Source organism: Bacteroidota bacterium (genome assembly GCA_038746285.1).
In the GTDB taxonomy this organism is placed as follows: Bacteria; Bacteroidota; Rhodothermia; order Rhodothermales; family JANQRZ01; genus JANQRZ01.
In genome coordinates, this window is record JBCDKT010000017.1 from 56,450 (window position 1) to 71,395 (window position 14,946).

A 14,946-nucleotide genomic window follows, 5' to 3' on the forward strand; every position below is an offset into this window, starting at 1 on the left:
AAGCGCATGCTGTAGGGGCGTATCGCCATACGCCCCTGCCACGTCGAACGGTAGCCGTGTCACTTCTTTCGCTTCGCCGCCCTCACCTCCACCGCCGCGTCCGGCACGCTCGCCGAGTCGCCGCCGACGGCGGCACCGTCCCCGGAGCCGTAGCGCGTCTGCATCCGGCCGAGCAAGCCCTCGATCTGCTCCGGGCGGAGCGCGTCGAGGTCGGGCGCGCCGCAGTAGTGCTTCGCCGCGACGGTCAGCTTGGCCCGGTCGATCCCGTACCCGGCTGCTGTGGCGACGAGATCCTCAACCGTCGGACCCGTGGGCTCGGTCTCTTCGGCGATCTCGATGTGCTCCGGCTCGTCGTTTTGCGGGGCCGGGCCGTCGCCGACGAGGTCGAGGAAGTCCTTGAAGACCGGGTTCGTCAGTTCGAGGCCGACCGGCAGGCCGGGCACGTTGCTCTTGACGACCGTCGCCACGCGCACCGGCTCGAACCCGTCGACGCGCACCGAGAGCTCGACCATCACGTCGACGAAGTATTCCAGCCCGCCGGTCGTGAGCGGGAGGACGCGGCCGAGTTGGTTCTCCTCCTGGTCCTCCTTCCCCTTCGCCGCGATCTGGTCCGTGATGACGACGCACGCGCCGGAGTCGACGCACAGGCGGCGGAGGACTTCCTGGAGGACGAGCTGGTCGGCCTGCAGCTCCTCGGCCGAGGGCTGGGACGTCGGGTCGCCGGTGCGGGCGCGGACGGCCTGGATCGTCTGGCGGTGCTGGCGGCCGAAGTACATCGCCCAACTGTCGAGCGCGTAGCAGCCGTAGCCCTGGGCACGGCCCTCGCCGTCGAGCGCCCAGTCGATGAACTGGGGGAGCTCGTCCGGGTGCTGGACCTCGATACCGTCGAAGGCGGAGCCGTCGGCCCCGGGGAGGAGGCGGCCCTTGCGCTCGGTGTCGAAGAAGCAGAGGCGGCCGAGGCCGGCGTCGGCGAGGGAGGCGGCGAAGACGCTCTTGCCCGCGCCCGCCGCGCCGCGCACGGCCATGACGAGGCGGCGCTGCTGGGGCCGCCGGCTGAGGGGGTTGATGCGCGTGGTCATGAGATCGGGAGGCTGGTGTGGGGTGGAGGCAACGAGGGACAGCGTCCCTCGACGCAAGACTACCAACCGCCGGTGACAGCCTCCTGTCACATCTTTTCGGCGGTACTCTTCCAGTCTAAACCTGCTCCCCGTTCGTTACGCTGCGCCGGTCTGCTTGGCCGAAAGCTAGCCGATGGATTGCACGGCTGCATGCGAGGCGGTAGTAGCTCCCAGCGGACCTACGCCGAAGTACTCGGTGGCGCTGGGTCTGCGCCTTCGAAGACGGAGCCGTTGTCGCCGGCATCGTCCTCGGAACGGACGCGAAAGAAGAGCGCGTAGAGCGCGGGCACGACGCCCAGCGTGAGCACCGTCGCGAAGAGCAGCCCGAAGAGGATCGCCACCGACATTGACTCGAAGAGCGGGCCGCCGCCGAGCCACAGCGGGAGCAGGCCCCCCGCCGTCGTGGCCGTGGTGAGCATGATCGGGCGGAAGCGCCGCTGCCCCGCCTCGATGATCGCGCGGAACGGCGGGTGCCCGTTCTCGTCCATCTCGAACTGGACGCGGTCGATGAGCACGATGGCGTTGTTGATGACGATGCCCGCCAGTGCGATCAGCCCCAGCAGCGTCATGAACCCGAACGAGAGGCCCGTGACGAGCAGCCCGATCGTCGCGCCGATGAGCGCCAGCGGGATCGTGAGGAGGATGATCGTCGGCTTGCGCAGCGAGTTGAACTGCCACACGAGCAGCATCAGGATAACGAGGCCTGCGAGTGGCAGCTTCGCCCCAATGGAGGCGTTGGCGTCGGACGAGCTCTCGAACTCGCCGCCGATCTCGTAGGCGTAGCCGACGGGCCACGCCGCCTGCTGCTCGGCCAGCCACGGGTCTAGCTCCGCCACGATGTCGAAGGCCGTCACGCCGGTGGCGTCGTCGAGGTCGGAGGCCACCGTGACGGCGAGCTGGCGGTTGCGACGCAGCACGCGCGAGGGCTCAAAGGCCAGCTCGATGGTCGCGACCTGGCCCAGCGGGACGTTGCGCCCCGTGCTCTGCGCGTAGACGTTGATCGACTCGATCTCGCTCAGCTGGGCGCGCGTCCCGTCGGTGGAGCGCAGCGTGACCGGGATGAGCTCGTCGCCCTCGCGGAACTGCGTCGCCACGATGCCGGAGACCGCCGCCTGGAGCGACACCGCGACGTCCTGGTTGGAGACGCCCGCCCGCGCCGCCCGCGCCTCGTCGATCTCGACGCGGAGCTTCTTGGTGAACGCGCCCCAGTTGTCGGTGATGGCGCGCGGGCCGGTGAGCGTGGCCAGGTGGGCCTTGACCTCGTCCACGAGGCCGAAGAGCACCGCCGGGTCGTCGCCGTAGAGCCGCACCTCGACGGGGTCGCCGCCGCCGGGGCCGCTCGTGAGCGCCTCGACGGTCGCGTCGACGCCGGGGTGGGTCACCTCCACGTAGGACCGCAGCCGCTCGATGATCCCGGCCTGCGCCTCGAAGGTCGTCGTGTTGGCGATCATCGACGCGTAGTTGGTGCGGGGCTGCTCGGGGTTGTAGCCGAGGTTGAAGCGCGGCGCGTCGGTGCCGACGAAGAACGCCCAGTTTTCGAGCGCGACCTCGTCGTCCTCAGGCTCCGAGCCCGGCGGTCGGTCGGGGCGCGCAAACTCGGACGCGAGGAACGCCTCGATGTCCGCCGTGACGGCCTGCGTCTCCTCGAACGACGTGCCGTAGGGCAGATCGAACTGGCCGGTGAAGAGCACCTCCTCTTTCTCGGGGAAGAACGACTGCGGCACGAAGCCGAAGCCCCACAACGCCACGACGAGCAGCCCGTACGCCGCGATCACAGTGACGAGCGGGTGCCCGACCAGCGCCGTGAGGAGCCCGCGGTAGCGGCGGTAGAACACCGAGCCGTACTCCTCCTCACCCTCCTCGCGGGCCTTCACCCGGAGGAAGACCACACACAGCAGCGGGATCATCGTCAGCGAGAGCACCCACGACGCCAGCAGCGTGATGATGATGACCTGCGCCAGCGGGGCCGTGTATTCGCCCACCTGCGACTCGGCGAGCGAGATCGGCAGGAACGCCGCCGCCGTCGTCAGCGACGAGACGAGGAGCGGGATCCGCAGCTCGCTCGCGGCCTCGATGGCGGCGGTCTTCGCGGGCTTGCCCTCCTCCATCCCGACCATGATCGCCTCGCTCATGACGATGGCGTTGTCCACGAGCAGCCCCAGCGCGATGATGAGCGCCGCCAGCGAGATCTGGTCGATGCCGATGTCGAGGACGCCCATGAAGAGCATCGTCGCCACCATCGCCATCGGGATCAGCGTGGCGACGATCAGGCCCGTGCGCAGCCCGAGAAACAGGAGCATCGCCACGATCACGACGCCGACCGACTGCGCGACCGACACGGTGAAGCTCGATACCGAGCGCTCGACGACCTCCGGCTGGAAGCTCACCACGCCGAACTCGACGCCGACGGGGAAGCGGGCCTCCAGCTGCGCCGTGGTGGCGAGCACCTCTTCGCCGAGCCCGATGATGTCGCCGTCGTCGCGCATCGAGATGGCGAGGATGAGGCCCTCGCGGCCGGAGATGCGGACCTCCTCGGCGCGCGGGTTGACGTAGCCGCGCTCGACGCGCGCGATGTCGTCGAGGAAGACGACCTGGCCCGAGCCAGGCAGCGTGATGACGGCCCGGCGGATCGCGTCCACGGTGTCGAACGAGCCCGACGGCTCCAGCGCGATGCTCTCGACGCCCGTCTCGACGGTCCCGCCCGAGATGATGATGTTGCTCGCCTGGAGGACGCCCTGCAGCTGCCCCGGCGAGAGGCCCAGCTCGGAGAGGCGCGCGTTGTCGTACTCCACGAAGACCCGCTCGTCCTGCGCGCCGTAGATGTCCACCTTGGCCACGTCCTCGATGCGGAGGAGCTCGTTGCGGACCTGGTCGGCGGCGTCTTCGAGCTCGCGGTAGGAGAAGCCGTCGGCGGTGAGCGTGAGCAGTGTCCCGAAGACGTCGCCGAACTCGTCGTTGACATCGGAGGTGACGCCGTCCGGGAGGTCGGCCTCGGCGCTCTCGACCTTGCGCCGGATGCGGTCGAAGACGGGCTGCAGGTCCTGCACCTCGTCCTTGAGGGTGACCGTGATGATCGAGAGGTTGGTGCGCGACTGGCTGACGATGTTGTCCACCTCCGGGATCTCCTGGATGCGCGCCTCCAGCTTGTCGGTGACGAGCTCCTCGACGCGCTCGGGGCTGGCCCCCGGGAACGGCGTCACGATGTTGGCGACGCGGATCAGGAAGCCGGGGTCCTCCGAGCGCGGGAGGTCGAGGTAGGACTGGATGCCGAGGAGGAGGACCACCACGAGCGCGACCGCCGTGACGACCCGGTTCTCGATGGCGTAGCGGGTGAGGTCCATGGTCGGCGAGAAGATGGGGATGAGCTGAGGTGTTCAGTGAGCGTTCCCCTTGCCTGCGCGAGGCGAGCCCTAGTCAGGGCTGGCAAGGGAAGGCTTCCAAAAAGACGACGTCATTCTGAGCGAGCGTAGCGATTCGAAGAATCTCCGGGCCAGCATCCAAGCCTCTTCTTGGCAAAGAGACACGAACCAGGATCCCCCGCGTTCGCGGGGGCAGGCTCTTCGACTCCATTCGCTGCGCGAATTCCGCTCAGGATGACAGGAAGAACAGGTTCTGTGAACACCGTCACCGGTGAGCTGTCCAGGGTGGAGAGCCTCATAGGGCTTCGTGGTTGCTAGTCAGCGGCACCGAGCAGCGCGACGCGCTGGCCGTCGGCGAGCACGCTCACCCCGGCGGTGGCGACCAGCGTGCCGTCCTGGACGCCCGTGAGGATCTCGACGCCCTCCGCGGCGAACTGGCCCGTCTCGACGGCGCGGCGCTGGGCGACGGCCTCGCTATCGCTCTGCCGCTCCAGCACGAACACGTAGCGCCCGGAGCGGTCCTCGGCGACGGCCTCCAGCGGTACGATCACGCGGTCGCCGGACGCGGCGGCCTGGCGGAAGGCAAGCGTCACCTCGGCGGCCATGCCGGGGCGCACGGCGCTCGCGTCGCCGGTGAGGCGGACGTTCACGGGGAACGTGGTGGCATTGCTCGTCGCCGCAACGCCGATCTCGGCGACGGTACCCACGAACGCCTCGCCGCCGAGTGCTCCGATGCGGACGGTCGCCGAGGCTCCGGAGCGGATGCGACCGATGAGCCCTTCCGGTACGGCGACTTGCACCTCGGGCTGACCGCCGCCGGTGAGCACGAACGCGGTCTGCCCGACGCCCACCTGCTCGCCGGGCTCGACGAGCACCGAGGCCACGGAGCCCGATACGGGCGCAGTGAGCCGCGTGAAGCCGACCTGCCGCCGGGCAGCATCGGCCTGGGCCTCCGACGAGCGGACCTGCGCCCCCGCCGATTCGAACTGCGCCCGCGCCGCGTCGAGGTCGCCGAGTGCCGCGGCTTGGTTGGCGTAGAGCTCCTGCGTGCGGTCGTAGGCGGCCTCGGCGTTGCGGAGCTGGGCCACGGCCTGGGCGACGGCGGCCTCGGCTTGGCGCTGCTGGATCACATAGTCGGTCGCGTCGAGGCGCGCGAGCGTCTGCCCCCGGCGTACGGACGCGCCGACCTCGACCGCAACCGTCTCGATGGTGCTCCCCACGCGGGCGCTCAGCTGCACCTGCGTGCCCGCCTGGGCCACGCCCGCGAACGTGCGCGTCTGCTCGCTGTTGCCCGTGACGGCCGCAGCGTAGCGTACGGGGCGCAGCACCTCGGCCTGATCGGCCGACTCGTCGCCGCAACCGGTCGCCGCAAGAAGGAATACAGCCAGCGAAAGAAGGCGGTGCCCTCGAGGGGAGAACAGCACAGACATGGCGGCGGGTGGGAATGGGGGCATAGGTAAAGAAGTCAGCGTGGACGTGAGGCTCAGCGTCCCGGACCGGATTGGAGGGCCTCCAGGATCCGTGCTTCGAAGGCATCGCGCTCAGCAGGGTCCATCAGCGCCTCGATACGGCCCACGGAGCGCTCGACCCGCTTCACGTCGATGAGATGGTCGTAGATCGCGTTCGTCACGCCCACCTCGGCCTGCTGGAGCGTGTTCTGGGCTTCGAGGAGCGGCGTCACATCGACGGCACCCGCCGCATAGGAGTCCGTGACGACAGCGAGGGACTGCTGGGCGACGGCGGCGGCCCGGCGGGCCTCCTGGATCGAGGCAAAGGAGGCTGCCGCAAATTGCATCTGCGTGCGCACGTTCTGCTCGATCTGCTGCACGAGGAGGTCGCGCTGCAACTGCAACTGGAGGACTTCGGCCGAAGCGCGGTCGCGCGTGGCGAAGCGTCCCCCGCCCTCGAACAGCGGGAAGGTCAGGTTCAAGCCGACGGTCCAGAACGGGTTGGGCACTTCGACTTCGGGGGTCATCGGCCCGAGGTCGGACCCCGCTCCGTCCTCGTAGACCGAGAGGTCGACCTGGCCGAAGGCGGCGACCGTTGGGAGGAAGAACGCCCGGCGGGCCGACTGCTCGGCGCGCTCCTGGGCGCGGATGCTCGCATCGAGCACCTGCACGTTCGGTTCGACCTCGATGGCGGCTTCCACCAGAGCATCGCGCAAGCGGGCGAAACTGCGCGGGTCGACGATGAGCGCGGAAAGGCGGCTGGCACTCTCGAGCAACTCGGGGTCCTCCACCTGGACGACCTCGGTGGCGGTGAACGGCGCTTCGAGCGGGCGGTCGAGGATCTGGTTGAGCGCGAGGCGCGCCGCCTGGCCCTGCACGAACGCGTCGATGAGGTCCGTGCGCCGCGTGGCGAGTTCGGCGCGCAGCCGCAGGCCCTCGGCGGGGCCGGCCGTCCCGATGGCCTCGCGCTGGTCGGCGAACTCCAGGCTCTGGCGCGTGAGACGCAGGTTGTTCTGCTGCACCTGCACGAGCGCCTCGGCGCGGAGCACGTTGAGGTAGGCCTCCGCCGCGTCGAGGGCGACGTCGAGGCGCTCGGCGGACCGGCTCTGGTTGCTCGCGTCGAGGAGCGCCCGCTGGATGCCGATGTTGGCGCTGGCTCCCTCGGAGAAGAGGACCTGGCTCAGTTCGAGCGTGCCCGCCACGTCCCACTCGGGTTGCTGCCCCTGCGAGACCTCGGCCAAGCGGCTATCGACCAGCAGGCCGGTCCCACTCGCGCTGAGTTGAGGAAGGAGCACCGACCGCGCCTCGCGGACCTGCGCGGCGCTCACGGCCACGGCAGCGTCCTGAATGGCGAGCGAGCGGTTGGCCTCGACCGCTCGCCGGATGGCTTCCTTCAGCGAGAGCGCGTCGCCGGCCGGCGTCAGGGTGGCCCCGAGGAGTTCGGCTTCGAGGAGGAGGCCCAGCGGCGGGTAGACGTCCAGTGACCGCGCCGTGGCGAGGTTGAGGACCAGCCGCTCGCCCGCAACCACACGCACCGGGAACGTCGCCGGATCGTCGCCGAGGAGAATGCGGTCGACGTAGACGCCTACACGCCGGGCAAGACTCTCCGCGAAGTCGACGTTGAGCGATGCCATAAAGCCCAGAGCTACTTCGTCCGCTCCGCCATAGGCAAACGACGGCAAGCCGCGCTCGATCAGCGCCGCCGCCAGCTGGGCGCGCTCGGCCGGAGCGAAGCGGTTCAGAGGCGTCACGTAGACGCCGTCCACATCGTCCGGGATCGCGTCGAGGCTCGCCTCGATGTCGGGCCCGGTGCCCAATGCGGTCAGCCGAATGCCGACAGCCTCACTCGCCGCCCGAAGGCGGGGAGCCAGCGCCGGAAAGCCGTCGAGCAGGGTCGCGTTGAGGAGGACCGCCAGGTGTGTGACCGGCGTGAGGGCTCGGAACGTGTCCACGTCGCGGTTGAACGTGAACGGCACCGTGAGGTAAGCCACACCGGGGGCACCGCTCGCGCCGTCGCGCTCCGGAAGCCCTTGCAAGGCCGGGTCCAGAACCACCGCCGCGATCACCGGGTGCGCCGGATCGACGAGCCGCGCCACCACCTGCGAGGCGAGCGGTCCCAGCGCCACGACAACGTCCACATCGGGAGCCGCCATCAGCGCCGCGACCTCCTGCTCGACCCCGGCGAGCGTGTAGTCTGCCGTCGCGGTACGGTATGCCAGCGCAAAGCGCCGCCCCGCCACCGTCTCGATCTCGGCTTGGACGAGTGCCTGCAACGTGTCGTCTTGGAGAGGGGGGCCGTCCAGGACGAAGGCAATCTGCACTTCTTCGACCTGTGATCCCCGGACAGAGAGGGGACCCAAGCGGCCCGTCTGAGCAGTGGCGACGGGTGGTACTGTGAGCGCTACGGCCAGCACGAGAGCAAGGAAGCAGCAGCGGAGCGTCGTGAGACCTGAGGGTGGGACAGGGCTCAAGCAACCCCTACTAGCGACTACGTTTGGTGCCGGGACTCGGTCTCTCCTTGGCGAAGCCATGCGACTCATCGGGCAGTCTCCCTCGGCCTCGCTGCGACGACGGTGCGACAGCCGCGAGCGAACGGGGGCATGCCCGGTTGCCCAGTGGTGGAAGAGAGGCACCCGCCTCGACAGGGCTGGCGATCAGTCAAAATTCCGTGCTTGCGCATCTCAGCGAAAGGCTGCCGTTGTGTTCGGTGACTGGCACATGCGCTGGTTCTTTCTCGAGCCAAGTCATTACACCCTCGTAATATAATGCGCGTCTACTACCGTGCGCGCGTTTGCAGGCTCTCCCTTGAACTCTTCGGCCTCGCGTTTAGAGCCTGTATTCGAAGTGAGGACGCAGGCGAGAACGAGCGCGGCGCGGGGCTTGCAAGGCGTGCGAATGCGCAGCATCGAGGAGCGTAGCGACTCCACCAGCCGATGCCGAGGCATCGGCGATGGAGCGCGACGCCGCAGCGGGTGGCCGTAGCCGGTCGCAGGCCGCGACTTTCGTTCACCAAACAGTTTCTTAGATCTGCATTCTCCAGCTGAGATGCTAGGGCTACTCCCGCCTCCTCCGCTGCGCTGAACCTCCGGGCTCTTCGACTACGTCTCCCCGCAACTACGCCCACAGGTCCGATGAGTTGTACCCCTATCGGGCACGCAGGACGAGCGCGATACCGCCGAGGGTGAGGAGCGAGGCGAGGGCGAGGCGCAGCGTCACGGCCTCGCCGACGAACACGACCCCGCCGAGCGCGGCGAGGATGGGCACGCTGAGTTGGACCGTCGCCGCGCTCGTCGCCCGCAGCGACGGCAGGACGGCGTACCACACGACGTAGCCCAGCCCCGAGGTGACCGCCCCGGAGGCGAGCGCATAGCCCAGCCCGTGCGCGTTCGCCGACCCAGCCTCGCCTGCGAGCCACCACGCCGCCCCGAGGCCGACCGCGAGGACCGACGCCCGCGCGAAGTTGCCCGCCGTATCGACTGCCGGCTGCGCCGACCCGCGCCCGCGCAGCGAGTAGATGCCCCAGCCCACGCCCGAGGTCGCCATCACGAGCGCCGCCCCGAGCGGCGGGGCTTCGAGTCCGGGCAGCACGAGGTAGACCAGCCCGCCGAGCGCCGCCGCCATCCCGAGTGTCTGCCGCGCCGACAGCCGCTCGCCCCGCACCAGCCCCCAGCCGATCATCGTGAGCTGGACCGCCCCGAAGAGCAGGAGCGCGCCGGTGCCGGTCGCAAGAGCGAGGTAGGCAAACGAAAACGCCGCCGCGTAGACGAACAGCGCGACGGCCGAGGTCCAGCCGCCACCCGACGCGCCGGGGCTGCGCCACCGTACGATGCCCCACAGCACGAGGGCTCCCGACGCGACGCGCACCGCCGTAAACGTCGCCGCGCCGATGCCCGTCGTCTGGAGCGCGAGGCGGCACAGGACCGAGTTCGCCGCGAAGGCCACCATCGTCAGCGCCGTCAGGGCGTAGACCGCCGTGCGCGAGCGCAGGACTGTTTTCCCGCTCAACGCTCTGCACCGCAGGGGAGCACACGGGATCGCTCCAGGTCAGGCGCTGGCATGTCGCTCGGGGGTTGAGGGTCAACGGCACGGGCACGCAGGATACTCCATCGCCGCGTGCTGCCGGGGCTGGGATGCTCACTGTTCACCGCCTCACTGCCCACCGAAGCCCCGGCTGCCTTCGCGGTGGGCGAGGCTTTATTATAGGGCTCCGCCACGCTTTACCCGTGCGCTGCTGACACGCCAGGGTTCCGAAGTGCGTTCGGCTTCCGGCGACACGCGCGTGGGAAAGCGCCTTGCCTGTGGCTAGACCTCGCCCCTAGCGTCCGCTCTTCCCCTCTCCGCCGGCGTCCCCCAGCGAGCGCTCTAGGTTCGTAGACTACGCACCCATGTCCTCTTCCCCTGACGTGACCGAACTGCTCGCCGCCCTCAGCGGGGACGGTGCGCCTGCCGACGAGGCGGTGCTGGACCGGTTGCTACCGGTTGTCTACGACGAGCTGCGCCGCGTCGCCCACGGCCTCCGCCTGCGCGAGCGCCCCGACCACACGCTCAACACGACTGAACTCGTCCACGAGGCCTACTTCAAGCTCGTTGACGGAAGCCGCGCCGGGTACGACAGCCGGGCGCACTTCTTCGGGGCCGCCGCCCGGGCGATGCGGCAGGTGCTCGTCGACTACGCCCGCGCGCGCCACCGGAAGAAGCGGCGCGGCGCGGCCCCCCACCTCAACCTGGACGACGCCCCGGCGCTCCTCTCCGACGCCCGCGCCGAGGAACTGCTCGCCCTCGACGAATCGCTCCGCCGCCTCGAAGCCTTCGACCCGCGCCAGAGCCGCGTGGTGGAGTGCCGCTATTTTGCGGGCCTCACGCTGGAGGAGACGGCCGAGGTGCTCCGCCTCTCCCCGTCAACCGTGAAGCGCGAGTGGCGGACGGCGCGGGCCTGGCTCGCGCATGACCTCCAGCGCGAAGCGTGACCCGGCAGGCTTCCGCGCACCGCATGGCAGTGAGAGCCCAGACTTCTAACGCTGTTTCTGCCCGGTCTTCCGTCTCCCTGTCCTCTGTCCACTGACGAACCGCCCCAATGGACGCTGCCCGCTGGGCCACGATCAAACCGCTGCTCGACGGCGCGCTCGACCGGGCCGCCGGGGAGCGGACTGCGTTTCTGGCCGACGCGTGCACCGACCCCGCCCTCCGCGCCGAGGTGCAGGCCCTCGCGGCAGCGCACGACACGGCCGGCACCTTCCTGAACAGCCCACTGCTGGGCGAAGGCGGGGACCCACGCCTCGACAAGGACGCACCGCTCCCGGAGACCATTGGCCCGTACCGCGTGCTGCGCCTCCTCGGGCGCGGCGGGATGGGCGAAGTGTTTCTCGCCGAGCGGGCCGACGGCCTGTTCGAGCGGCGCGTCGCCCTGAAGCGGGTCCGCGCCGGCCTCGACGCCCCCGCCCTCGCCCGGCGCTTCGACGCCGAGCGGCGCATCCTGGCGACGCTCCAGCACCCCGGCATCGCCCAGCTCTTCGACGCGGGGACCGACGCCGAGGGCCGCCCCTACTTCGCGATGGAGGTCGCCGAGGGGACGCCGCTGACGGACTACGCCCGGACGCACGCGCTCTCGGCCGACGCCCGGCTCGACCTCTTCCGGCAGGCGTGCGACGCCGTGCATCACGCCCACCAGCGCCTCGTCGTCCACCGCGACCTCAAGCCCTCGAACGTCTTCGTGACGGAGGACGACGCGGGGCAGCCGCAGGTCAAGCTCCTCGACTTCGGGATCGCCAAGCTCCTCGGCGAGAACACCGAGCGGACGCTGCTCACCGAGACGGGGCTGCGCCCGATGACGCGGTCCTACGCCGCGCCCGAGCAGCTGCGCGGCGATGAGGCCACGACAGCGACCGACGTGTACGCGCTCGGCGTGCTGCTCTACGAACTCCTCACCGGGCAGCGCCCGTTCGAGGCCCCGACCGCCGGCCAGCTCGAAGCCGCCATCCTCGCCGACGAGCCGACGAAGCCGAGCACGGCGCTCCGCCACGCCGGCCCCGAGGCGTCTCCGGGCGCGCTGACCCCGGAGCGACTCCGCGGCGACCTCGACACCGTCGTGCTCTGCGCGCTCGCCAAAGACCCCGCGGCGCGCTACAACTCGGCCGCAGCCCTCGCCGAAGACGTGCGCCGCCACCAGGACAGCCTACCGATCACTGCCCGCCCGCCGTCGGTCGGGTACCGGATGCAGCGCTTCGCCGGACGCCACCGGATCGGGGTGGCGATCACGGCGGCCGTGCTGGCTGCGGCCGTGCTGTTCACGCTCTACCACACCCAGCGCCTCGCCGCCGAGCGCGACCAGGCCCGCCGCGCCGCCGACCGTGCAGAGCAAGTATCCGGCTTCCTCACCGGCCTCTTCAAAGGGGCCGACCCGACCGTCGCGGTCGGCGACACGCTCACCGCCCGCGCGCTCCTCGACCAGGGCCGCCAGCGGATGGAGACCGCCCTGCAGGACCAGCCGCTCCTCCGCGCCGACCTCCTCCGCGTGCTCGGCGAGGTCCACGTCCACCTCGGCCTCTTTGACGAGGCCGCCGCGCTGCTTACGCAGAGCGACTCGCTCGGGCGCGGCAGCTCCGCGGCCGACCCGACGGGGCGCGTCCAGACGTTGACGGCGCTCGGCACGACGACCTACCACCAGGGCGACTTGGACGCAGCGGCCACGTACTTCGAGGAAGCCGTTCAGATCGGTGAGACCGCCCGGCTGTCCGGCAGCGTCCCCACCGAGGCGCTCGGCCGGCTCGGCCTCAACCGGTACCACCAAGGGCAGTACGACGAGGCCGACAGCCTCGCCCGGCACATCCTCGCCACGTTCCAGCCCGCTTCGCGTGAGGACTCCGTCGTGTTCGGCGAGGCGCACCGGACGCTCGGCCTCGCCCGCAGCGCGATGAGCGACCTGGCAGCGGCAGCGGAGGCCTACCGAGCGTCCCGGTCGATCACCCTCGCCCTCTTCGGCCCGCAGCACCCCGACGTGGCGACGGCGACCAACAACCTCGCCGGCATCTTGCGGCGGCAGGGCCGGCTCGAAGAGGCGGAGCAGCACTACCGCGAGGCGCTCGACGTGCGCCGCCGCGTCTTCGGCGAGGCCCACCCGCTCGTCGCGCAGAGCGTCAACAACTTTGGCGTGTTCCTCTTCACGCAGGGCCGCTACCCCGAGGCCGAGGCGACGCTCCGTGAGGCCGTAGACCTCAACCGCGCGCGCCTCGGCGACGACCACCCCGAGGTCGCGCTCGGCCTGAGCAGCGTGGCCGGCATGCGGCGGCGGCAGGGCGATCCTACAGAAGCACTACGCCTCTACGACGAGGCCCTCGCCATCCAGCGCGCCCGCCTCGGAGGCGACCACCCGCACCTCGGACGGACGCTCAACTCGTCGGCCCAGACGGCGCAGGAGACGGGCGACCTAGACCGCGCCGCGCGCCACTTCGCCGAGGCCATCCGCATCTTCCAGGGGAGCTACGGGCCGGGGCACGAGCGGACCGTCCGCGCCCACGTCGGCCTCGGGCAGACGTACCGCACGCAGGGCCGCGCCGCCGCCGCGCGCCGCGCCTTTGCCGATGCCCAGGACGCCCTCGCGCCCGACGCCGACTCCACGCTCCGCGCCTTCGTCCTCGCCGAGAGCGAGTAGCCCCGGCCCCCGCCGCAGAGACGAGAACCGGGGCTATCCGTTCTGACAGTGGAGCCGAGCTAGCGCGCCAGCGTCACCCGCTGCGTCTCGGCGAAGCCGCCCGCCGTCATGCGCACCAGGTAGAGCCCGCTAGCCAAGCCTGCCGCCTCGAACCGCGCCGTGTGCCGGCCGGCTGCGTACTCGCCCTCGGCCAGGAGGGCCACCTCGCGCCCGAGCACGTCGAAGACCGCGAGGCGCACGTCCGCCGCCTCCGGCAGCGCGAAGCCGACGGTCGTCGCCGAGGCGAACGGATTCGGGTAGGCCGCCGCCAGGGCGAACTCTAAAGGCAGTGTCTCTGACGAGGGGGCCACGGACTGCGTCTGGCTGACCTCCCACGGCGTCGCGTCGGTCACCGTCCAAACCTCTGGGCCACTCGCTACACGAGCCGCGCCCGTCACCGTAATCTCGAACGCCTCCGAGTCTACCGCGAGGTCGGCGAAGCGCCCAATGTTCAGGGCGTAGCTGTAATCCCCGGGTGGTGCGCTAGCAGGTACGCGTTGCATGAAGCTCCCGCTGACAGTCGCGCCCGCGGGCACGCTGCCGGAGCGGATCAAACCTTCGGCTACAGTGCTTCCGCCGCGCTGAGCACCGAACCAGAGGTCGCCGACAGCGGGGCCCTCTCCGGTGTTCGTAACCGCATAGTCGAACGAGACCGAGCCTCCGGGCATGACGGTCGTGTTCGTAGTTGCCGTCGCTACAAGGTCGACACTTAGAAAATCTACACAAGGCGTGTCGAGGACGGATTGAGGCGAGACGCAAGTGCCTTCAGGGTCGTTGTCAGATATAGTAACGTCCCCAAGCAAAACTCCAGAGAACGCGGGAGGATCGCCGGATATAATACCAGAAAGGCCGCAGGAGCACTGGCGCAACGCGCTGTTTTCTCGCACGTCAACGTCGACAAGAACCGAGGTCACGTTCTGGAGCCCCACTAGCGACTCCAGCAAACCGTTCTGCAAAATGACGAGGGAGCGGACAGAAGTGAGACCTTCTAAAGCGGAGAGCGAGGTGAGTATGTCGTTCTCAGTGATCCTAACGTCATCACCAACAGAGGTGAGCCCTCCTAATCCTGAGAGCGACTGGAGCTCATCGTTATTACCAACAATAAGGTCGTCGAGAATCGAGGTAAGACCATCGAGTCCTGCTAGCGACTCCAGAGACGGATTCTCTAGTATCTCGAGTTGACCGTCTATGAGACTAAGAGACTGTTTGGTTAAGAGCGGGCGTCAACGCAAAGAGCGCCTGCCAGCATCTTGTGGAAGTGCCCCTCCACAAGACCTACCGAAGCCATGCGCTCGCAACGCTACAGCTCCGACCTGACCGACGCTCACTGGAAA

General features: G+C 69.6%; 8 protein-coding genes. 2 read left to right on the top strand and 6 right to left on the bottom strand.

Annotated features, from left to right (window positions below; all coding sequences use genetic code 11):
* Positions 1-59 precede the first annotated feature (59 nt).
* The 5 genes from AAGI91_07630 to AAGI91_07650 all read right to left on the bottom strand — a co-directional run bounded on the left by AAGI91_07630 (position 60) and on the right by AAGI91_07650 (position 9,930).
* Positions 60-1,079, bottom strand: coding sequence for a hypothetical protein (locus AAGI91_07630; protein MEM1042486.1), 1,020 nt, complete (start codon positions 1,077-1,079; stop codon positions 60-62).
* A 218-nt stretch (positions 1,080-1,297) separates the two neighbouring features.
* Positions 1,298-4,459: an efflux RND transporter permease subunit gene (locus tag AAGI91_07635; protein ID MEM1042487.1), complete on the bottom strand. Its 3,162-nt coding sequence runs from the start codon at positions 4,457-4,459 to the stop codon at positions 1,298-1,300.
* Between the two features lie 332 nt (positions 4,460-4,791).
* Positions 4,792-5,907: an efflux RND transporter periplasmic adaptor subunit gene (locus tag AAGI91_07640; GenBank protein MEM1042488.1), complete on the bottom strand. Its 1,116-nt coding sequence runs from the start codon at positions 5,905-5,907 to the stop codon at positions 4,792-4,794.
* A gap of 53 nt (positions 5,908-5,960) precedes the next feature.
* Positions 5,961-8,246 (bottom strand): ABC transporter substrate binding protein, encoded by a 2,286-nt coding sequence (locus AAGI91_07645; GenBank protein MEM1042489.1) that lies wholly within the window; start codon positions 8,244-8,246, stop codon positions 5,961-5,963.
* Positions 8,247-9,069: 823 nt separating this feature from the next.
* Positions 9,070-9,930 (bottom strand): DMT family transporter, encoded by an 861-nt coding sequence (locus AAGI91_07650; GenBank protein ID MEM1042490.1) that lies wholly within the window; start codon positions 9,928-9,930, stop codon positions 9,070-9,072.
* A 380-nt stretch (positions 9,931-10,310) separates the two neighbouring features.
* On the opposite strand from AAGI91_07650, the gene AAGI91_07655 reads away from it, so the two are divergent.
* Together AAGI91_07655 and AAGI91_07660 are read left to right on the top strand one after the other, a co-directional pair.
* Entirely contained in the window at positions 10,311-10,892 is a 582-nt protein-coding gene (locus tag AAGI91_07655; protein MEM1042491.1) for an ECF-type sigma factor, read from the top strand.
* Between the two features lie 107 nt (positions 10,893-10,999).
* Positions 11,000-13,573 (top strand): serine/threonine-protein kinase, encoded by a 2,574-nt coding sequence (locus AAGI91_07660; GenBank protein MEM1042492.1) that lies wholly within the window; start codon positions 11,000-11,002, stop codon positions 13,571-13,573.
* Positions 13,574-13,632: 59 nt separating this feature from the next.
* On the opposite strand, the gene AAGI91_07665 is transcribed toward AAGI91_07660, so the two are convergent.
* A complete protein-coding gene (locus AAGI91_07665) occupies positions 13,633-14,280 on the bottom strand; it encodes a T9SS type A sorting domain-containing protein (GenBank protein MEM1042493.1) in 648 nt (215 codons plus the stop codon).
* Between the last annotated feature and the right edge of the window lie 666 nt (positions 14,281-14,946).

Bases quoted from the DNA above. Each gene is read 5' to 3' on its own strand.
- AAGI91_07630 (MEM1042486.1), bottom strand. From the start codon at position 1,079: ATGACCACGCGCATCAACCCCCTCAGCCGGCGGCCCCAGCAGCGCCGC.
- AAGI91_07635 (MEM1042487.1), bottom strand. From the start codon at position 4,459: ATGGACCTCACCCGCTACGCCATCGAGAACCGGGTCGTCACGGCGGTC.
- AAGI91_07640 (MEM1042488.1), bottom strand. From the start codon at position 5,907: ATGTCTGTGCTGTTCTCCCCTCGAGGGCACCGCCTTCTTTCGCTGGCT.
- AAGI91_07655 (MEM1042491.1), top strand. From the start codon at position 10,311: ATGTCCTCTTCCCCTGACGTGACCGAACTGCTCGCCGCCCTCAGCGGG.
- AAGI91_07660 (MEM1042492.1), top strand. From the start codon at position 11,000: ATGGACGCTGCCCGCTGGGCCACGATCAAACCGCTGCTCGACGGCGCG.
- AAGI91_07665 (MEM1042493.1), bottom strand. From the start codon at position 14,280: ATGCCCGGAGGCTCGGTCTCGTTCGACTATGCGGTTACGAACACCGGA.